The sequence below is a fragment of the Polaromonas sp. P1_A2 genome (genome assembly GCF_056406895.1).
The window spans coordinates 118,720-137,689 of record NZ_JBFTZI010000002.1 but is presented as its reverse complement, the minus strand read 5'-3'; the positions used below and the strand labels follow the sequence as shown (position 1 = coordinate 137,689).

19 protein-coding genes are annotated in these 18,970 nt (G+C 66.1%); 11 read left to right on the top strand and 8 right to left on the bottom strand.

Translation table 11 applies throughout. From position 1 onward, the window contains the following. Positions 1 to 4: 4 nt before the first annotated feature. Together AC1D09_RS07625 and phaC are read right to left on the bottom strand one after the other, a co-directional pair. Positions 5 to 1,183 (bottom strand): acetyl-CoA C-acetyltransferase, encoded by a 1,179-nt coding sequence (locus tag AC1D09_RS07625; protein ID WP_477662963.1) that lies wholly within the window; start codon positions 1,181 to 1,183, stop codon positions 5 to 7. A 70-nt stretch (positions 1,184 to 1,253) separates the two neighbouring features. Next, positions 1,254 to 3,002 (bottom strand): class I poly(R)-hydroxyalkanoic acid synthase, encoded by a 1,749-nt coding sequence (gene phaC / locus AC1D09_RS07620; protein WP_477662962.1) that lies wholly within the window; start codon positions 3,000 to 3,002, stop codon positions 1,254 to 1,256. A 106-nt stretch (positions 3,003 to 3,108) separates the two neighbouring features. Between phaC and AC1D09_RS07615 the strand changes: the two genes are divergently transcribed. Then, positions 3,109 to 3,372, top strand: coding sequence for a hypothetical protein (locus AC1D09_RS07615; protein WP_477662961.1), 264 nt, complete (start codon positions 3,109 to 3,111; stop codon positions 3,370 to 3,372). Between the two features lie 80 nt (positions 3,373 to 3,452). Here the strand turns inward: AC1D09_RS07615 and pgeF are convergent, their stop codons facing one another. Together pgeF and maiA are read right to left on the bottom strand one after the other, a co-directional pair. Continuing rightward, on the bottom strand, positions 3,453 to 4,232 hold the full coding sequence (pgeF, locus tag AC1D09_RS07610; RefSeq protein WP_477662960.1) for a peptidoglycan editing factor PgeF: 780 nt from the start codon (positions 4,230 to 4,232) through the stop codon (positions 3,453 to 3,455). Positions 4,233 to 4,239: 7 nt separating this feature from the next. Further along, positions 4,240 to 4,878: a maleylacetoacetate isomerase gene (gene maiA, locus AC1D09_RS07605; protein WP_477662959.1), complete on the bottom strand. Its 639-nt coding sequence runs from the start codon at positions 4,876 to 4,878 to the stop codon at positions 4,240 to 4,242. A 278-nt stretch (positions 4,879 to 5,156) separates the two neighbouring features. On the opposite strand from maiA, the gene AC1D09_RS07600 reads away from it, so the two are divergent. After that, positions 5,157 to 6,191 carry an NADP-dependent oxidoreductase gene (locus AC1D09_RS07600; RefSeq protein ID WP_074575281.1) on the top strand — a complete coding sequence of 345 codons (1,035 nt, stop codon included), beginning with the start codon at positions 5,157 to 5,159 and terminating at the stop codon, positions 6,189 to 6,191. Positions 6,192 to 6,194: 3 nt separating this feature from the next. Here AC1D09_RS07600 and AC1D09_RS07595 read toward each other — a convergent pair whose 3' ends face one another. Both AC1D09_RS07595 and AC1D09_RS07590 read right to left on the bottom strand, forming a co-directional pair. Continuing rightward, the gene (locus AC1D09_RS07595; protein WP_477662958.1) at positions 6,195 to 6,683 is read right to left on the bottom strand and encodes an Lcl C-terminal domain-containing protein; all 489 of its coding nucleotides are present in this window, start codon (positions 6,681 to 6,683) and stop codon (positions 6,195 to 6,197) included. A gap of 125 nt (positions 6,684 to 6,808) precedes the next feature. Then, positions 6,809 to 7,753, bottom strand: a complete 945-nt coding sequence (locus AC1D09_RS07590; protein ID WP_139200898.1) for a LysR family transcriptional regulator — start codon at positions 7,751 to 7,753, stop codon at positions 6,809 to 6,811. 123 nt (positions 7,754 to 7,876) lie between these two features. Here AC1D09_RS07590 and AC1D09_RS07585 point away from each other — a divergent pair, with 123 nt between their 5' ends. Beyond that, complete coding sequence (locus AC1D09_RS07585) at positions 7,877 to 9,079, top strand: MFS transporter (RefSeq protein WP_477662956.1); 1,203 nt, start codon at positions 7,877 to 7,879, stop codon at positions 9,077 to 9,079. Positions 9,080 to 9,090: 11 nt separating this feature from the next. After that, entirely contained in the window at positions 9,091 to 10,356 is a 1,266-nt protein-coding gene (locus tag AC1D09_RS07580; RefSeq protein WP_477701002.1) for an SGNH/GDSL hydrolase family protein, read from the top strand. Here AC1D09_RS07580 and AC1D09_RS07575 read toward each other — a convergent pair. Then, positions 10,353 to 11,075 (bottom strand): GntR family transcriptional regulator, encoded by a 723-nt coding sequence (locus AC1D09_RS07575; protein ID WP_477662954.1) that lies wholly within the window; start codon positions 11,073 to 11,075, stop codon positions 10,353 to 10,355. The two genes, AC1D09_RS07580 and AC1D09_RS07575, sit on opposite strands and share 4 nt — an antisense overlap. 73 nt (positions 11,076 to 11,148) lie before the next feature. Between AC1D09_RS07575 and AC1D09_RS07570 the strand changes: the two genes are divergently transcribed. The 4 genes from AC1D09_RS07570 to AC1D09_RS07555 are packed head-to-tail and all read left to right on the top strand — an operon-like array spanning position 11,149 to position 14,727. After that, positions 11,149 to 12,564 (top strand): Rieske 2Fe-2S domain-containing protein, encoded by a 1,416-nt coding sequence (locus AC1D09_RS07570; RefSeq protein ID WP_477662953.1) that lies wholly within the window; start codon positions 11,149 to 11,151, stop codon positions 12,562 to 12,564. Beyond that, positions 12,561 to 14,045 (top strand): glutamine synthetase family protein, encoded by a 1,485-nt coding sequence (locus AC1D09_RS07565; protein WP_477662952.1) that lies wholly within the window; start codon positions 12,561 to 12,563, stop codon positions 14,043 to 14,045. Before AC1D09_RS07570 ends, AC1D09_RS07565 begins: the two co-directional genes overlap by 4 nt. A gap of 17 nt (positions 14,046 to 14,062) precedes the next feature. Continuing rightward, positions 14,063 to 14,386, top strand: coding sequence for a 2Fe-2S iron-sulfur cluster-binding protein (locus AC1D09_RS07560; RefSeq protein WP_477662951.1), 324 nt, complete (start codon positions 14,063 to 14,065; stop codon positions 14,384 to 14,386). 38 nt (positions 14,387 to 14,424) lie between these two features. Next, positions 14,425 to 14,727 (top strand): antibiotic biosynthesis monooxygenase family protein, encoded by a 303-nt coding sequence (locus AC1D09_RS07555; RefSeq protein WP_477662950.1) that lies wholly within the window; start codon positions 14,425 to 14,427, stop codon positions 14,725 to 14,727. 62 nt (positions 14,728 to 14,789) lie between these two features. Here the strand turns inward: AC1D09_RS07555 and AC1D09_RS07550 are convergent, their stop codons facing one another. Then, positions 14,790 to 15,233: a MarR family winged helix-turn-helix transcriptional regulator gene (locus tag AC1D09_RS07550; protein WP_007870786.1), complete on the bottom strand. Its 444-nt coding sequence runs from the start codon at positions 15,231 to 15,233 to the stop codon at positions 14,790 to 14,792. Between the two features lie 136 nt (positions 15,234 to 15,369). On the opposite strand from AC1D09_RS07550, the gene AC1D09_RS07545 reads away from it, so the two are divergent. Genes AC1D09_RS07545 through AC1D09_RS07535 form a run of 3 tightly spaced genes read left to right on the top strand, consistent with a single transcriptional unit; the run spans position 15,370 to position 18,965 of the window. Continuing rightward, a complete protein-coding gene (locus AC1D09_RS07545) occupies positions 15,370 to 16,569 on the top strand; it encodes a 3-hydroxybenzoate 6-monooxygenase (RefSeq protein ID WP_477662949.1) in 1,200 nt (399 codons plus the stop codon). 28 nt (positions 16,570 to 16,597) lie between these two features. Beyond that, positions 16,598 to 17,578, top strand: a complete 981-nt coding sequence (locus AC1D09_RS07540; protein ID WP_477662948.1) for a Bug family tripartite tricarboxylate transporter substrate binding protein — start codon at positions 16,598 to 16,600, stop codon at positions 17,576 to 17,578. Between the two features lie 16 nt (positions 17,579 to 17,594). Then, on the top strand, positions 17,595 to 18,965 hold the full coding sequence (locus AC1D09_RS07535; RefSeq protein WP_477662947.1) for an FAD-dependent oxidoreductase: 1,371 nt from the start codon (positions 17,595 to 17,597) through the stop codon (positions 18,963 to 18,965). The last annotated feature ends 5 nt before the right edge of the window (positions 18,966 to 18,970 follow it).

Here is an 18,970-nt window from a genome sequence, read left to right as displayed (position 1 = left end):
GGGCTCAGCGCTCCAGGGTCAGGGCTACCCCCATGCCGCCGCCTATGCACAGGCTGGCGATGCCTTTTTTCGCGTCGCGGCGCGCCATCTCGTGCAGCAGCGTCACCAGAATGCGGCAACCGGACGCACCAATCGGGTGGCCGATGGCGATGGCGCCGCCGTTGACGTTGACCTTGCTGGTGTCCCAGCCCATTTCCTTGTTGACCGCGCAGGCCTGGGCCGCGAAGGCTTCGTTGATTTCGAGCAGGTCCAGGTCCTGGGCTTTCCAGCCCGCGCGCTGCAGCGCCTTGGTCGAGGCCGGCACCGGGCCCATGCCCATGTAGGCCGGGTCCAGGCCGGTGGTGGCGTAGCTGGCAATGCGCGCCAGCGGCTTCAGGCCCAGCGCGGCGGCCTTTTTGGCCGTCATGACCATCACGGCGGCGGCGCCGTCGTTCAGGCCCGAGGCATTGCCGGCCGTCACGCCGCCGGCCTTGTCGAAGGCCGGGCGCAGGCCGGCCAGGCCTTCGGCGCTGGTCTTGCGGTTGATGAACTCGTCGGCGGCGAACACCACCGGGTCGCCCTTCTTCTGGGGAATGGTGACGGGGATGATTTCGTCCTTGAACTTGCCGGCGTCCTGCGCGGCCGCGGCCTTGGTCTGGCTGGCCAGGGCCAGCGCGTCCTGCGCGGCGCGGTCAATGCCGTATTTTTTGGCGACGTTCTCGGCGGTGATGCCCATGTGGTACTGGTTGTAGACGTCCCACAGGCCGTCGACGATCATGGAGTCGACCATCTTCCAGTCGCCCATGCGCTGGCCGTCACGCGAGCCGTTGAGCACGTGCGGTGCGGCGCTCATGTTTTCCTGGCCGCCGGCGATCACGATTTCGCTGTCGCCCGTGGCCACGGCCTGGGCCGCGAGCATGACCGACTTGAGGCCAGAACCGCAGACCGCGTTGATGGTCAGGCCCGGGATGCCGTTGGGGAAACCGGCCTTGATGACGGACTGGCGCGCCGGGTTCTGGCCGACGCCGGCCGTGAGCACCTGGCCCATGATGACTTCACCCAATTGCTCGGCGCTCAGGCCGGAGCGCTCCAGCACGCCCTTGATGACGGCCGCGCCGAGTTCGGTCGCGGGGATCTTGGCCAGCGAGCCGCCGAATTTGCCCACCGCGGTGCGGCCGGCTGCAACGATAACGATGTCTTCCATGATGTGTTCCCTTTTTGAAGTTTCTGGAGTGGTTTTTAAACTGTGATGACAGGGCCGCGCGTGCCGGCGCTCAGGCCTTGGCCTTGACGTAGCGGCCCGGCGCGGGCTCTATGACGGTGTATTTGCGGCTGCCGTAGGCCTTGGGCGCTGCGACCTGCTTGCCGGCATGGCCTGTGAGCCAGTCCGACCAGTCCGTCCACCAGCTGCCGGGGTGCTCGGTCGCGCCCTTGAGCCATTCGGCCTGGGTGGCCGGGAATTTGCCCTGCGGCAGCTTGTCACGGGTCCAGTAGCTGCGTTTTTTCTTGGCCGGCGGGTTGATCACGCCGGCGATGTGGCCTGAAGCCCCCATCACAAAACGCTTGGGGCCCGGCAAATGCTGGGTGGAAGCATAAGCGCCACCTATGGGCACGATGTGGTCTTCGCGCGAGCCGTAGAGGTAGACCGGGATGTCGACCTTGCGCAGGTCGACCTTCTGCCCGCAGACCACGGCTTTGCCGGGCTTGACGAGGTTGTTCTCGAAATAGGTGTTGCGCAGGTACCAGGCGTAAAAAGGCCCGGGCAGGTTGGTGGAGTCGCTGTTCCAGTAGAGCAGGTCAAAGGGCGGCGGCGTTTCGCCCTTGAGGTAGTTGCCCACCACATAGTTCCAGACGAGGTCGTTGGGCCGCAAAAAGCTGAAGGTGGAAGCCAGGTCCTGGCCCTTGAGCAAACCGCCCTGCCCCATCTCGGCCTCGCGGTACTTGACCGAGGTTTCGTCGATGAAGATGTCCAGGATGCCGGTGTCGGTGAAGTCCAGGAAGGAAGTCAGCAAGGTGGCGCTGGCCACCGGTTTTTTGCCGCGCGCGGCCAGCACCGACAGCGCCGTGCCCAGGATGGTGCCGCCCACACAAAAGCCCAAGGCGTTCAGCGTTTTGGCGCCGGTGATGTCCTGCACCACTTCGATGGCCTTGATGGCGGCGTGCTCGATGTAGTCGTCCCAGGTCTTGCCGGCCATGGACTCGTCGGGGTTGCGCCAGCTGACCACAAAAGTGCGGTGGCCCTGGCTGACCGCGTAGCGGATCAGCGAGTTCTCGGGCTGCAAATCAAGAATGTAGAACTTGTTGATGCAGGGCGGCACCAGCAAAAAGGGCTTTTCATAGACCTTGGCCGTGAGCGGCTTGTATTCGAGCAGCTGGAAGAATTCGTTCTCGAACACCACCGCGCCTTCGGTGGTGGCGACGTTCTTGCCGACCTCGAACACACGCTCGTCGGTCATGGACACATGGCCCTGCTTCATGTCGTGCAGCAGGTTGGTGATGCCCTGGGCAATGCTTTCGCCCTGGCTCTGGATGGCTTTTTGCTGAGCCTCGGCATTGAGCGCCAGGAAATTACTGGGCGCGGTGGCCGCCATCCATTGTTCGACGGCAAAACGCACGCGCGCGCGCGTCTTGGCGTCGGCCTGCACCGCGTCGGCCAGTTCCATCAGGGTGCGGGCATTGAGCAAATAGGTGGAAGCGGAAAATTTCGAGACCGGGTTGGCTTTCCAGGCTTCATTGGAAAAGCGGCGGTCCGAGGCCACCAGGGTGTCGGCACCGTCCTGCAGGCCCTGGTTCCAGAGGGCCGAGGCATCCGCGATGTAGCGCTGCTGCAGTTCCTGGAGCTTGGCCGGGTCGAACTGCAGCAGGGGCTGGCCCTGAGCACCGTTCGCGCCACTCACGCCGTTGGGAAAACCAAAGCCCGCCGGCATGCCGCTTGCCATGGCCCCCATGGCCTGTTGCAGGCCCGCGGCAAAAGTCTCTTGCATCTGACGGGCCGCCTGGGCCCGGTTTGCGTCAGAATCCATTTATATCCCCGATCATGTTGAGTCTCGGTGACTCTTTTGAGCACACCACCAGTATCGTAGGATTTGCTTTAAAAATTTCCGACTGCACGCCCAGTTTCAAGTATTTATGTATTTGGTTGTCATCGCCTGGATTTACGTTGTGCTCATGATGAGCGTTGCCGAAGCGACAAACAGCAACGGTACGGTCCTCGGGGCTGTGGTTACCTTTGTACTCTATGGACTGGGTCCTGTGGCATTGGTGGTTTACCTGATGGGCGCTCCCGCGCGCAGCAAGGCGCTCAAAAAACGCGCGGAGCAGGAACGCCTGCAGCAAACTGCAGCAAAGGATTCACCGCGCGAGAACGCTGCGGAAGAAGCACCGAAGGGCTGAGAACTGCGCGCCCATACGCCGGGTCGATCGCACCAAAAAGTGGCATACGCATGCGGCCGCACAGCGGATAAGGCAGCGCTTCAATCGCGCCAGATGCAGGCTGCCATGCGTCCCGTTGTGCCAAAGCCATTGCCGGCGGGGCCGGCATCGCGCCTGTGCGAGAAAAACCGCGAGGGATTGCGCACGGTGCACCAGGCATCGCTGCCGTCATTGCCGTAGATCCGGGTGATACCCAGCGCATGGAGACGCAGCCGCGCCAGGCCAGGCAGGTCGGCCAGGTATTTGCCCGAACCGGTGGGTTTGAACAGGCGGCCGGCTTCGGATTGCGCGGCTTCAAATGCGGCTTTGACTTCAGGGCCGACTTCAAAGGCCGAGGGCCCTATGCACGGGCCCAGCCATGCCACGGTGTCCGCATCGGCGCCCATCGCGGTATGCACCGATTCAAGAACGCCTCTTCCATTTTTGCCGCCCGCCAGTCCACGCCAGCCCGCATGCGCGGCAGCCACCGTCACACCATCCGCAATAGCCAACAAAACAGGAAGACAGTCGGCCACCATGATGGTGCAGGCGATGCCGGCTTCTTTCGTCACACACGCATCGGCCTGCAAGCCGTCGTCGGTAGCGGCGTCGAGCGCCAGCACTTCATTGCCATGCACCTGCTGCAGAAAAACCGCGCGGCCGCCCAGGGCCTGGCGCAACAAGGCGCGGTTGGCCGCGACCCTGGCCGGCAGGTCGCCGACATGGTCGCCCAGGTTCAGGCTGTCATAAGGCGCGGCCGACAGGCCGCCCGCCCGGGTGGTGAACACCGCACGCACACCGGCGGGTGCCGGCCAGTCGGGAATCAGCCAATCCGCATGCACAGGCAGATCAAGCCTCGTTGTCGGGGCAAGCCGAAGGCTGGGCCTTCTGGAAGGCCGGCAGCGCCATGCAGGCGTCAAACGCGGCCATGGTGCGCGGCAGGCCGTCAAAGCTCACATTAAAGCGCTTGGCATTGAAGATTTGCGGCACCAGGCAGCAGTCGGCCAGGGTGGGCGTGTTGCCGTAGCAATAGGTCGATGGCGGCAACTGCGCCAGCTGGCGTTCAAAGGCCTCCAGCCCTTCGCGGCACCAGTGCACATACCAGGCGTTTTTGGCCGCCTCGTCAAGCTTGAGCTCCTTGACCAGGTATTTGAGGATGCGCAGATTGTTGACGGGATGGATTTCACAGGCAATCGACTGGGCCAGCGCACGCACCTTGGCACGGCCCAGCGCGTCGGCCGGCAACAGGGCCGGCGTGGGGTGTTTTTCGTCCAGGTATTCGATGATGGCCATGGACTGCGAGAGTTTTTCACCGTCGACTTCGAGCAGCGGCACCAGGGTGTCGGCGGCCAGGGCGGCATACGGCGGCTGCTTGTGTTCGCCCTTGGCGATGTGCACGGGAATGTAGTCGTAGCTCAGGCCCTTGAGCTCCATCGCGATGCGTACACGAAACGACGACGATGAGCGGAAATAGTTGTGGAGTTTCATCTCTAAAGCATAAACGATGGCCCCCACGCTCGTCACTTCGTGAGCCTGCGGCATCTCGCTGCCCCTTTCATCACGAAAGGGGGCGCTGCGCCTGCGGCCCGGCAAAGCCGGTTCCGCGGCCCCGGCTGGATTGAATACCTCCTAGCCGTCGCACATCTCGTGTGGCTTCAAGCGCCCCCTGTGGCAGGGCAGGGCAATCGCCTGCGCGACTGACGCCGGGCCGCCCCGCCGCTACCATGCCTGCGAACCCCTCTCAACAGATACAGCGGAGACACCCCATGAGCGCCATCACCAGCCTGAGCAACCACCAGATTCGCCTGGCCAGCCGCCCCGTCGGCCTGCCCACACGCGACAACTGGAGCTTCACCACCGAACCCGTGGCCGAACCCGGCCCGGGCGGCGTGCTTGTCAAGACTTTGTACCTGTCGCTGGACCCGGCCATGCGCGGCTGGATGAACGACGCCAAGAGCTACATCCCGCCGGTGGAAATCGGCGCGGTGATGCGCGCCGGCGGCGTGGGCAAGGTGATCGCCTCGCAAAACCCGGCTTTTGCCGTGGGCGACTATGTGAATGCCGCGCTCGACGTGCAGGAGTACTGCCTGATCCCGGCCGACCAGGTCAAGCGCAGCGGCATGTTCAAGATAGACCCGCGCCTGGGCCTGACGTCCTGGCTCAATGTGCTGGGCCTGCCCGGCATGACGGGCTACTTCGGCCTGCTGGAAGTGGGCCTGCCCAAGGCCGGCGAAACCGTGGTGGTGTCGGGCGCGGCCGGCGCCGTGGGCCAGACCGTGGGCCAGATCGCCAAGCTCAAGGGCTGCCGCGTGATCGGCATCGCCGGCGGCAAGGCCAAGTGCGACTGGGTGGTCAAGGAGCTGGGCTTCGACGCCTGCATAGACTACAAAAACGGCGACGTGCGCGCCGGGCTCAAGGAGCACTGCCCCAAGGGCATAGACATCTACTTCGACAACGTGGGCGGGGAGATCCTGGACATGGTGCTGGCGCGCCTGGCGCGCGGCGCCCGCATCATCATCTGCGGCGCGATCAGCCAGTACAACAACACCACGCCGGTGAAGGGCCCGGCCAACTACCTGTCGCTGCTGGTGAACCGCGCCCGCATGGAAGGCATCGTGGTGTTTGACTATGCCGACCGCTACCACGTGGGCGTGGCCGAGATGGCAGGCTACCTCAAGGCCGGCACCATGAAAAGCAAGGAAGACGTGGTCGTCGGCCTGGATACCTTCCCCGAGACCCTGCTCAAGCTCTTTAACGGCGAAAACTTCGGCAAGCTGGTGCTGCAGGTGGCGAAAGAGTAGTTCTTACTTCCCGCCGCGCACCAGGCGCACCGCGGCGGAGGTGGCGCGCGGGGCTTCGCCGGCGCTGCCGTCGCTGAAACCGACAAAGGTGAAATAGCCGGGGCCGGTGCTGCTGGAAGTCCAGAAGCGGGCCACCGGCGTGGCGGGGAAGGCATTGGGATCTATCGCGGCCTTGTTTTCCTCCGCCTCACGCGCCGACACAATGCTGGAGAGCTCCTTGAGGATGGGCAGGCGCCATTCGGCCCCCGGCCCGGAAGCCGCCTTGGCGCGCGCGGCCGCATCGGGCTGGTTCAGGAAAGCCGCCTGACCGGTGCAGGTTTTGCCCTTGAAAACCATGCCTTCGGCGCAACGCTTCCAGATCAGGCCGGTGCGGCTGTCGGTGACTTCCTGGCCGTCGGCTGAGGGCGTGAAGCGATCCTGCGCCAGGCTGGCGCCGGCCGATGACAGCAGCAACAAGGCAAATCCCAGGGTGCGGAACGGAAGGCGGTGCATAGTCATTCTCCATGGCCGGGAGCGGCCCCATATGGGAATGCTAGGCAGGTCCAGGGCCGGCAACCATAGGGAAAGCTATCTAGTGGCTTGTACCTAGCGGGTACTACCTAGGAGGCCCGGAGCGCTCAGGGCAGGTAATCCGGCCCCACGCCGCCGGCATCGAGCACTTCCTGGGTGACTTGCTCCACCAGGAAATCCAGCAGCACGCGCACGCGCGCCGGCAGGCGGCCGCCCCGGCCGACAAACACCGCATGGATGGGTTCGCGCTCACCCGGGTTGAGGTCCTCGGCCACGGCCACCAGGCGGCCCGCGTCCAGGTCGCGGCGTATGTGGAACAGGGACATGCGGGCCAGGCCCGCGCCCGCCAGCACCAGGTGGCGCAGCGCCTCGCCGTCGCTCGCGCGTGCGTAGCCGGTGATGGGCAATTGCTGGATCTGGCCGTCCACGCGCACCGGCCAGTAATGCATGTTGCGCTTGAAGGTATGGGCCAGGCGCTGGTGCGCCTCCAGCTCCTGCAGCGTGCGCGGCGTGCCGTGGCGCGCCAGGTAGGCCGGGCTGCCGACGATGTGCTGCGCCGTATCGCCCAGGTGCCGCGCCACCAGCTGGGACGAGGCGAGCGCGCCCCAGCGTATCGCCACGTCGGTGCGTTCGTCCAGCAGGTCGACCACGCGGTCGGTCAGCGTGATGTCCAGCGAAATGTCGGGATAGCGCTCGTGGAAGGCCGGCACCAGCGGCAGCAGCAAGCAGTGCGCGGTCGGCATGCTGGCGTTGATGCTGACTCGCCCGCGCGGCATGGCGCCGGCGGCCGCACCGCGCTCGGCCTCGTCCATGTCGGCCAGCACGCGCGTGCTTTGTTCGTAAAACGTCGTGCCCTCGGGCGTGAGCTGCAGCTTGCGGGTGGAGCGGTTGACCAGGCGCGTGCCCAGCCGCGCCTCCAGCCGGGTCACCAGCTTGCTGACGGCCGAAGGCGTCATGCACAGCTGGCGCGCGGCGGCTGAAAACCCGCCTTTGTCCACGACCTGGACAAAGGCTTCCATTTCGCCGGAGCGGTTGACGTCTATACGGGGCATGGTGCGGTTATTGTGACCGGCTTATTGTGAATTGAATTCACAAATGATTGTCTCCAGGCCATTCTAGTCAAGATGCCGCTGCGTCTCCACACTAGCCGCATCCTCACTTTTCTGGCGACTTCCATGGCTGCGCAAAAATCACCTCCCTCACTTCCTCTAGGCCTGCTGGCCCTCACCGTCGGCTCCTTCGGCATAGGCACAACCGAATTTGTCATCATGGGTCTGCTACTGCAGGTGTCCGCCGACCTGGGCGTCAGCATCGCTTCGGCCGGGCTGCTGATTTCCGGCTACGCCCTGGGCGTGGCGGTGGGCGCGCCGGTGCTGACGCTGGCCACGCGCAAGCTGCCGCGCAAAACCGTGCTGCTGGCGCTGATGGCCATCTTCACGCTGGGCAACCTGGCCTGCGCGCTGGCGCCCGATTACGCCAGCCTGATGGCCGCGCGCGTGATCACCTCGCTGGCGCACGGCACTTTCTTCGGCGTGGGCTCCATCGTCGCCACCGGCCTGGTCGCACCCGAGCGCAAGGCCTCGGCCATCGCCGTCATGTTCAGCGGCCTGTCGCTGGCCACCCTGCTGGGCGTGCCGGCCGGCGCCTGGCTGGGCCTGCACCATGGCTGGCGCGCCACCTTCTGGGTGGTGGCGCTGATAGGCCTGCTGGCCTTCCTGGTGCTGGCGGTCTTTGTGCCGCGCAGCGCGGCGGAAAACGGCGGCGCCTCGCTGCGCCAGGAACTGGCCGGGTTGGCCCGCCCGCAAGTCATGCTGGGCCTGTTGATGACGGTATTCGGCTTTGCCGGCGTGTTCGCGATCTTCACCTACATCCAGCCCATCCTGACCCGGCTCACCGGCTTCAGCGAAGCCGCGGTGTCGCCCATCCTGCTGGTGTTCGGCGGCGGCATCTTTATCGGCAACCTGCTGGGCGGGCGCCTGGCCGACCGCGGCCTGCGCATGTCCCTGCTGGTCACGCTGGGCGCGACGGCGCTGGTGCTGGGCGCCATGGGTTTTGTGCTGCACTCGCCGGTGGCCACGGTGCTTTTCGTCGGCTTGTTGGGCGTGGCCTCTTTCGCCACGGTGGCGCCGCTGCAGATGCGTGTGCTGCAGCAAGCCCACGGCGCAGGCCAGAACCTGGCGGCCAGCCTCAACATAGGCGCTTTCAACGTGGGCAATGCGATGGGCGCCTGGCTGGGCGGCCTGGTCGTGAGCAGTACCTTCGGCCTGGGCGGCCTCAGCTGGCTGGCCGCGTTGATCACGCTCGCGGGCATCGCCGTCACGCTGTACAGCCTGTCGCGTGACAAGGCCGAACCGCAAGCCATTCCCGCCACCTGCTGAGCGGCATTGCCATGAGTACCTTGATGAAACTCCGCGCCTTGAAGTCCGCCCTCTCCATCGCCTTGCTGTGCGCCGCGCTGGCTCCACCGGCGCAAGCGGCCGATGGCGCCTGGCTTCCAGGCTGGACGGCCAGCCCCCAGCCCATCTGGGCCGGCGATTTCGCCCTGCCCCTGGGGCTTCCGGCCAGCCTGGGTGACCAGACGGTGCGTCAGGTCGTGCGCGCCGGCGTGGGCGGCTCGCGCGTGCGCATTGTGCTGTCCAACGAATACGGCACGCAGCCCCTGCGGATAGGCGCGGCCTACATCGCGGCGGCAGGCGACGCCGCGGGCAGCACCCGCGGCCCCGGCCTGGCCTTGACCTTCGGGGGCCAGGCCACGGCCACCGTGCCGGCAGGCGCGCCCATCGTCAGCGATCCGGTCGCAATGGAGGTCGCAGCGCTGCAGCGCCTGGCCGTCAGCCTGTACTTTCCGCAAACCACGCCGGTCACGACCATCCACTGGGACGGCCTGCAGCCCGCGCAGATCGCGGCGGGCAATGTGGCCGGCGCAGCCAGCGTGAAAGCCGACAGCGTGGTGAACAGCCGCCTCTTCCTGAGCGCGGTGCTGGTGGAGGCTGCGCCCGGCACGCGCAGCGTGGTGGCCTTTGGCGATTCCATCACCGACGGCGCGGCCTCCACGCCGGGCAGCGACAGCCGCTGGCCCGACTTCCTCGCGCACCGCCTGGCCGGGCAAAAGGTGGCCGTACTCAATGCCGGCATCTCTGGCGGGCGGGTGCTCAAGAACCACATGGGGCCGAATGCGCTGGCGCGTTTTGAGCGCGACGTGCTGGGCCAGCCCGGCGTGGCCGGCGTGGTGCTGCTCATGGGCATCAACGACATCAGCTGGCCCGGCAGCACGTTTGAACCTGCGGAGCCGGCCACGCAGGCCGATGCGCTGATAGCCGGCTACCGGCAGCTGATCACCCGGGCCCGCAGCCGCGGCGTGCGCATCGCCGGCGCCACGCTGACACCGTTTGAAGGGGCATTGACCATGCCGGGCTCGCCGATCGCAAACTACTACAGCCCCGAGAAAGACGCGCTGCGCCAGCGTATCAATGCGTGGATACGCGGCAGCGGCGAATTCGACGCGGTGCTGGACTTTGATGCGGTGGTGCGCGACCCGCAAAACCCGCTCAGGCTATTGCCGGCCTACGACTCGGGCGACCACCTGCACCTGGGCGACGCCGGTAACAAGGCCGTCGCCGATTCGGTAGACCTCAAGCTGCTGCTGGGGAATTAACCGCCGACCACAAGGCGCAAACCCGGCAACACACTTTCGGTTTCGGCGCGCCGCTCCAGTGCCATGCGCATATTCATTTGCGCCACCTCGGTGTGTTCCACGGCCAGGGCCTGGGCACGCGCGCCCTCGCCGGCCTTGAGCGCCGCGAACAGCATGTGGTGCTGCCGGTGCGCGTAATGCATCCAGTCGCGGTCCTGCTCCAGCGTGGACTGCATGGGCAGCATGGCCGAGGCTGATGCGAACGGCAGTTTGTCGTTGAGTTCGACGGCGCGCTGCAAGGCGCGGTTGCCGCTGGCCTGCAGGATCAGCGCGTGGAAACGGTCGTTCATGGCCGCATAGGCCGCGTAGTTCTCATAACCCAGCGGGTTGGCTGCCAGCGCACGGTCGCCTTCGTCCAGGCAGGACTGCAAATCGAGCTGCAGCTGGCGCGACACGCCGTGCTCGGCCACCAGGCGCGCCGCCATGCCCTCAAGGTGGCCGCGCACCGCGATGGCGTCGGACACTTCGCGCGGCGTGAACTGGCGCACCAGGTATTTGCCGGTGTCGTTGGCCTCGACCAGCCCCTCCTGCTCCAGCGTGACCAGCGCGGCCCGCACCGGCGTGCGCGAGGCGCCCAGGCGCTCGGCCAGTTGCTGCTCGGCCAGCCGCTGGCCGGGCTCGAACTCGCCGCGCAGGATCAAGTCGCGCAACTGCATCAAAACGGTTTCTTGCAAGTTCATGGCAGCGAATGTACACTGAATTTTAAATTTGGGATACCGTTTTTAGATTTACCCTGCATGACAAGGCCCCGCCATGAACGCTGAACAAAACCAACTGCTGACCCGCATCACCGCCGGCACGCCCTGCGGCAAGCTGCTGCGCCAGTACTGGCAGCCCGCCGCGCTGGTCGACGAGTTCAACCCGGCGCTGGACCCACGCATGGCAATCCGCCCGGTCAAGGCGCTCAAGCTCTTCGGCCAGGACCTGGTGCTGTTCAAGGATGCCTCCGGCGCCTGGGGCCTGCTGGACCGCGACTGCGCGCACCGCGGCGCCGACCTGTCCTTCGGCCGGCGCGAAAGCCTGGAACAAGGCGGCGGCCTGCGCTGCCCTTTTCACGGCTGGAAGTTCGCGACCGACGGCCGCTGCCTGGAAACACCGGCCGAACCCACCGGCAGCAAGCTGTGCGAGCGCATACGCCAGCGCAGTTACCCCGTGATGGAAAAGGCCGGCGTGCTGTTTGCCTGGCTGGGCGACGAGGGCAGCACGCCGCCACCCTTCCCCGCGTTTGACTGCTTTACCGCGCCGGCCACGCACAGCTTTGCCTTCAAGGGCTTGTGGAACGCCAACTGGCTGCAGGCCTTTGAAGTGGGCATAGACCCGGCGCACCCATCCTTTTTGCACCGCTTTTTGCAGGACGACCCGCTGGAGCAAATCGGCGAGAACCCGGCCGGCAAACAGTTTCGCAGCGCCAGCGCCGGCAGCAAGGACGGCGAGCAGTGGCCGATGACGCGCATCATGCGCGAGTTCGCCCAGCCCGACATCAGCTTCGAGAACAAACCCTGGGGCATGCAGCTGACCGCGCTGCGCGCCATGACCGACAAGCTCACCCACGTGCGCGTGACCAACGCCATCTTTCCGGCCACCTTTGTGATCCCGCTGTCGGAGACCATGACCATCACCCAGATGCATGTGCCGGTGGACGACACCCACACCTACTGGTACACCTTCTTCACGAGTTTTGCCGGCCCGCTGGACCGCGAAAGCATGCGCGCGCAGCGCCAGCAGTTCATCGCCCTGCCCGACTACATCCCCAAGGCCGGCCGCCACAACAACTGGGGTTTTAATGCCGAGGAGCAGATGAGCACCACCTACCTGGGCATGGGCGAGGAAGACATCAATGTGCACGACCAGTGGGCCGTGGAAAGCATGGGCGCGATCCAGGACCGCACGCGCGAGCACCTGGCCACCTCCGACAAGGTCATCATGGCCAACCGGCGCGTGCTGCTCAAGGCGATTGAGACCGTGCAGAACGGCGGCGTGGCGCCCGGCATCGCCGATCCCGCGCAGGCCGCGATGATCACAGGCCCGGACACGGTGGACGGCATCGCCCCGGCCGGCGAATGGGCCCAGTGGTGGCAGCAAAATGCCCGCGCCAAACGCGAGGGCGCGCCCTGGCTGGACGCAAAAGCGCCCTCGACCGCTTCGGCCGACACTGCCACACAGCCATGAGCAGCTTCGCGGTGCAATGCGGCGTGCACGACGCCGCGCGGCAAGCCGCCCAGGCCGAGGCGCTGCGGCGCATCGAGGCCGGCGGCCTGGAGCTGGTGCGTTTTGCCTGGTGCGACCTGCACGGCATGCTGCGCGGCAAGACCTTGGTGGCGGCCGCCGCGGCGCAGGCCCTGACCGACGGCGTGGGCATGGTCAGCACGCTGCTGCTCAAGGACACGGCCGACCGCACCGCCTACAAGGTGTTCGAGGCCGGCGGCGCGGCGGGCCTGCCGGGTTTTGAATTCGGCGGCAATGTGATGCTGCTGGCCGATCCGGCCAGCCTCCAGCAACTGCCCTGGGCCGAAAAAACCGGCTGGCTGCAGTGCCAGCCCTGGTTTCCCGACGGCAGGCCGGTCGCACTCGACACGCGCCGCGTGCTGCAAAGCGCGCTGGCCAAGCTGGCCGAGGCCGGCTACGGCATGAAGTGCGGGCTGGAAATCGAATTCCATATCTACCGCATCAACGAGGGCGGGCTGAATCCGCAACTGGACCCCGAACTGGCCGGCTGGCCCGGCCTGCCGCCGCAGGTGAGCATGATCCACCCCGGCTACCACCTGCTGTCCGAGCAGTGGGCAGACATGGCCGAAGAGCCGCTGCGCATCGTGCAGCGCACGGCGCAGGCGCTGGGCCTGCCGCTGCTGTCGCTGGAAATCGAGCTCGGCCCCAGCCAGGTCGAGGCGGTGTTCGAGGCGACCGATGCGCTGGCGGCGGCCGACAACATGGTGCTGTTTCGCAGCGCGGTGAAACAGGCGCTGCGGCGCGCCGGCTACCACGCGACCTTTATGTGCCGCCCGCCCTTCCCCAACATCATGTCCAGCGGCTGGCATCTGCACCAGTCGCTGGTGGACCTGACAACCGGCGCCAACCTGTTCAAGCGCGCCAGCCCGGCCGCCGGCAGCGCGCCGGCCGACGCGCAATACACACTCTCGGAAACCGGCGAGCACTACCTGGCCGGGCTGCTGGCGCATGCGCGCGGCATGACGGCTTTTTGCACGCCCACCCTCAACGGCTTCGGGCGATTCCGGCCCAATGCGCTGGCGCCGCAAGCGATTTTGTGGGGCCGCGACAACCGCGGCGCCATGCTGCGTGTGGTCGGCCAGTGCAAGGACAACAGCACGCGCATCGAAAACCGCCTGGGCGAGCCCGCCGCCAACCCCTATCTCTATCTGGCCTCGCAAATCCACGCCGGGCTGGACGGCATCACGCGCCGCCTCAAGGCCCCGCCGGCCACCGACGCGCCCTATGGCGGTAGCGCCGAGAAAATCCCCACCAGCCTGGACGAAGCCCTGGAGGCGGTCAAAGCCGACGCCACGCTGGTGGCGGGTTTTGGCGATACTTTCATCAACGGCTTCACGCACATCAAACAGGCGGAAATCAGCCGCCACGACAGCGCCGAAGACAAGGACGACTGGCAGCGCCGCGAATACTTCAGCCGCATCTGACGGCATCACACTCACCCATGATCACGATTCATTTCATCGCGGCCGACGGCCGTGCCACCTCGGCGCAGGGCAAGCCCGGCAAAAGCCTGATGGAGGCTGCCGTGGCGGCCGGCATAGACGGCATCGCCGCCGACTGCGGCGGCCTGCTGACCTGCGCCACCTGCCATGTGCATGTCCAGGAGCCCTTCGCGTCCAGCCTGCCGCCGCCCGACGGCGAGGAACTGGGCATGCTGGAATTCACCGCCGCGCCGCGCACTGCCGCCAGCCGCCTGAGCTGCCAGATCAAGCTCACACCGGCGCTGGACGGGTTGACGGTACAGTTGCCGCTGACCCAATACTGAGCCAATACTGAGACATCGAAGCAAAGGAGTGTTTTTTCATGATTCTCGAACTCGCCGACATCCGCATCCACCCCGGCCAGCAGGCCGCTTTTGACGAAGCCATACAGCGCGGCCTGCGGGACGTGATTTCCAAGTCCAAGGGCTTCCAGGGTTTCAAAGTCAACAAAGGCATTGAAAGCCCCGAGCGCTACATCCTGCAGATATTCTGGGATACGCTGGAAAACCACATCGTCGACTTCCGCCAGTCGCCGGCTTTTGCCGACTGGCGCGCCATCGTCGGGCCGTTTTTTGCCGGCCCGCCCACGGTGGAGCATTTCGACCTGCTCGCCAAGTCGGCTTGAGATTTCGCCGAATCCCATAAAAAACGGGGCTGAAAAGCCCCGTTTTTTATTGACGTGCCGGCTTAGCGGCCGTCGTTCTCGTGGCCGGTGACCAGCTTGGCCAGCAGCTGGTTGAACTGGACCCGCTCGTTCTCGTCCAGCGGGGCCAGGATGCGCTGTTGGGTCTTGCTGACGGCGCGTTTCATCTGCAGCGCGATTTTTTCGCCCTCGGGCGTGGTCCACAGCAGTTTGCGGCGCTTGTCGGCGGGGTCGGCTTCGCGCTTGACCCAGCCCTTGGCTTCCAGCCGCCCTATCACCGAGCCGAAGGTGGCGGGGTCGAAGGCCACCCGGCCCGACAACGTGATCTGGTCTTCGCCGGGGTCGTCCATCAAGGCATTCAGGATGGCAAACTGCACCGGCGTCGCATCAAAACCGGCCGTCTCCTCCATGAAAATCGCCACCGCGAGCTGTTGCGCGCGGCGGATCAGGTGCCCGGGAGCTTCGCTGAAATTAAATGTTTTTGCCATGTGCGGAGTTTAACGGCCCACTTTGCAATTCAGGGTAACTACCAAGGCACCAAACGCCCTATTGATAAGTATACTTATCATAAAGGCGTCCGACCCAAGCCCTCCCTGGTTCAGCCTTCCACCCATCCTCCGACCTATGGCACACACATCCGCACTTCCTCTTCTCGTCTCGGGCGGCGGCATCGGCGGGCTGGCCGCGGCCATGGTGCTGGCCCAGGACGGCCACCGCGTGACCCTGTTCGAGCAGGCGGCGAGCTTCGGTGAAATCGGCGCGGGAATCCAGCTGGGCCCCAACATCTTCCGCATGTTCGACTACCTGGGCCTGACCGAGGCGATCAACCGCGTGGCCTTCTTCCCCGCCGGCCTGGGCATGAACGACGTGCGCACCGGCGAAAAAGTCGTGCGTGTGCCGCTGGGCGACCTGGCCCGCGCGACTTATGGCTTCCCCTACGGCGTGATTTACCGCGCCGACCTGCACCAGGTCTTCCTGGACGCCTGCCGCGCCCAGCCCGGCATCACCCTGCGCACCAGCGCCAAGGTGGAGTCCTTTGACCAGTCGGCGGACGGCGTGACGCTGCGGCTCGAAGGCGGCGAAACCGTGGAAGGCAGCGCGCTGATAGGCGCCGACGGCATGTGGAGCCGCATCCGCGAGGCCGTGGTCGGCGATGGCAAGCCCCGTGTGTCCGGCCACATCGCCTACCGCGCAGTGCTCAAACGCGAGGATGTCCCGGCCCATTTGTGGAGCGACGACGTGCTGCTCTGGGGCGGTGAAAAAACCCACCTGGTGCACTACCCGCTGCGCCGCGGCGAGCTGTTCAACCTGGTCGCGGTGTTCCACAGCAACAAATACGACGAAGGCTGGAACACCTTCGGCGACACAGCCGAGCTCAACGAGCGTTTCGCCGGAGCCTGCCCGCAGGTCAAGGAACTGCTGGGCAAGATAGAGACCTGGAAAATGTGGGTGCTGTGCGACCGCGAGCCGGTCAAGAACTGGACCGACAGGCGCGTGACTCTGCTCGGCGACGCCGCCCACCCCATGCTGCAGTACCTGGCCCAGGGCGCCGGCCAGGCCATAGAGGACGCGGTGGTCTTGCGCGAAGCGCTGCGCCATACCCGCGGCGACGTGGAAAAAGCGTTCCAGAAGTACCAGCAAAAGCGCTACCTGCGCACCGGCCGCGTGCAGCTGACCGCGCGTTTTTATGGCGATATCTACCATGCGGCCGGCGTACAGCGTGAACTTCGCAACCAGATGTTCCAGAGCGGCACCGAAAGCACGGGCTTCGCGGGCCTGAAGTGGATGTACGACGGAATCGAGCCGTCAAAACTGTTCCAATGACACTTTTAAAGTTTCAGGGACTGTTGTGATGAAGCCTTTCGCCAGCGTGTATTCCACCGTGTTCTCCGCCGTGTTTCTGGCCGCCTGCGCGCAGTCCGCCGCGGCCGCGGCCCCCACCGCCTGGCCGACGAAGCCGGTGCGCATCATCGTGGGCTTTCCCGGCGGCTCCACACCCGACATGGCGGCCCGCACCCTGGCCGAACCACTGAGCCGCGCGCTGGGCCAGCCGGTGGTCATCGACAACAAACCCGGCGCATCGGGCAATATCGCGGCCGACCAGGTCGCCAAGGCCACGGACGACCACACGCTGGGCGTCGTCATCAACGGCAACCTGACCTCGGCCAAACTGCTGTATCCCAAGCTACCTTACGACCCCGCCAAAGATTTCACGCCCATCTCGCTGCTAGCCACCGCGCCGCTGGTGCTGGTGGCGCCCGCGAACGAGCCCGGCGGGGCCGACTTCTTCACCGCCGCGCGCCAGGGCGGCGCCCAGTGGAACTACGGCTCGGTCGGCAACGGCTCGGTCGCCCACCTGGGCATGGAGCTGCTCAAAAGCCGCGTGCCCGGCCTCACCCCCGTGCATGTGCCCTTTGCCGGCAACCCACAGGTGGTCACCGCCATGCTGGGCGGCCAGATCCAGATGGCGCTGATCCCGCCCGGCGTGGCCATGCCGCATGTGCGCGCGGGCAAGCTCAAGGCCATAGGCCTGGCCGGCGGGCGCTCATCGCTGGTGCCGGAGGTGCCGCCGCTGGCCGATGCCGGCGTGACCAAGGTCAACCTTGAAGTGTGGACGGCGCTGATAGGCCCGGCCAACCTCTCCAAAGCCGCGCAAGCGCGGCTGGCACAGGAAGTGCCGCGCATCATCCGCGACGCCGACACCCGGCAAAAACTGTTCAACCAGGGCTGGCAGGCCGTGGGCACCTCGCCCGACGGCCTTAAAAGCCGCGTGAAGGACGAGGCCGCCATCCTGGGCGGCATCATCCAGTCGCGCGGCATCAAACTTGAATAAGCCACCGAAAACAGCCATGTCCTCCATCACTGAACCCGCGCGCACCCTGCCCGTTTACGGGGAGTACGACGTCGTTGTCGTGGGTGGCGGTCCCGCCGGTCTGGCCGCCAGTGTCAGCGCGGCACGGCATGGTGCGCGCACCTTGCTGGTCGAGCGCTACGGCTTCCTGGGCGGCATGGGCACAGCCGGCGGTGTCACCAATTTCGCGGGCCTCTATGGCCGCAAGAATGGCGAAATGCGGCAGGTGGTGCGCGGCGTTGCCGACGAGCTGCTGCAGCGCATAGACACGCTGGGCGGCCTGAACGCGCCGCAGGACGGCATGCAGGGCCGCATACGCGTGCGATCCTACGACGTGTCGGCCTACAAATGCGCGGCCGACCAGCTGCTGGTGGCCGCCGGCGTGCACATCCTCTTTCATGCCTGGGCCGCGGCCGTGGTGATGGAGGGTGATCGCATCAGCGCCCTGGTGGTGGAGACCAAATCCGGCCGCCAGGCCATACGCGCCACGCGCTTTGTCGACTGCTCGGGCGACGCCGACGTGGCGAACTTCGCGGGCGTGCCTTTCGAGCTCGGCGACGGCCACGGCAGCGCGCTGTTTCCCTCGACCATGTTCCGTGTCGGCCATGTCGATGCGCCGCGCGCGCTGGCGGCCGTGGGCGAGTTCAAGGCCATCAACACCCTGATGGCCGAGAGCCAGGCGCGCGAACCGGGCCGCTACAAGTTTCCGCGCGAGGGCGCCATCCTCAGGCCGCAGAAGAACCCGGCCGAATGGCGCGCCAACGTCACGCAGATCCGCAACGCCCAGGGCACGGCCATGGATGCCACCGACGCACGGCAACTGAGCGAGGGCGAACTCGAAGGCCGGCGCCAGATCACCGAATACTTCCGTTTCCTGCGCAATGAGGTACCGGGCTTCGCGGATTCCGCCATCGTGGACATCGCGCCCCAGGTCGGCATACGCGAGACGCGCCGCATCCAGGGCCTGTATGCGCTGAGCGGCGAAGACATCCTCTCCTCGGCCCGCTTTGACGACGCCATAGGCATCAACGCCTGGCCCATGGAGCTGCATGCCGACGGCCGCATCGACTGGCAGTTTCCGCGCAACGTCGACGCCGCGCAGGGCCGCGCCTACAACGAGCTGCCCTGGCGCATGCTGGTGCCCCAGGGCCTGGCCAACCTGCTGGTGGCCGGGCGCTGCGCCTCGATGACGCACGAGGGCCAGTCGGCCGCGCGCGCCAGCGGCGGCTGCTTTGTGATGGGCCAGGCGGCCGGCACGGCGGCGGCCGTGGCGGGCGCGGGCCTGAGTTTTGCAGAGACCGACGTGAGGCGGCTGCAGCAGTTGCTCAAAGGGGACGGCGTGTATTTCGACAACGACGGCGATCTTTAACCAAA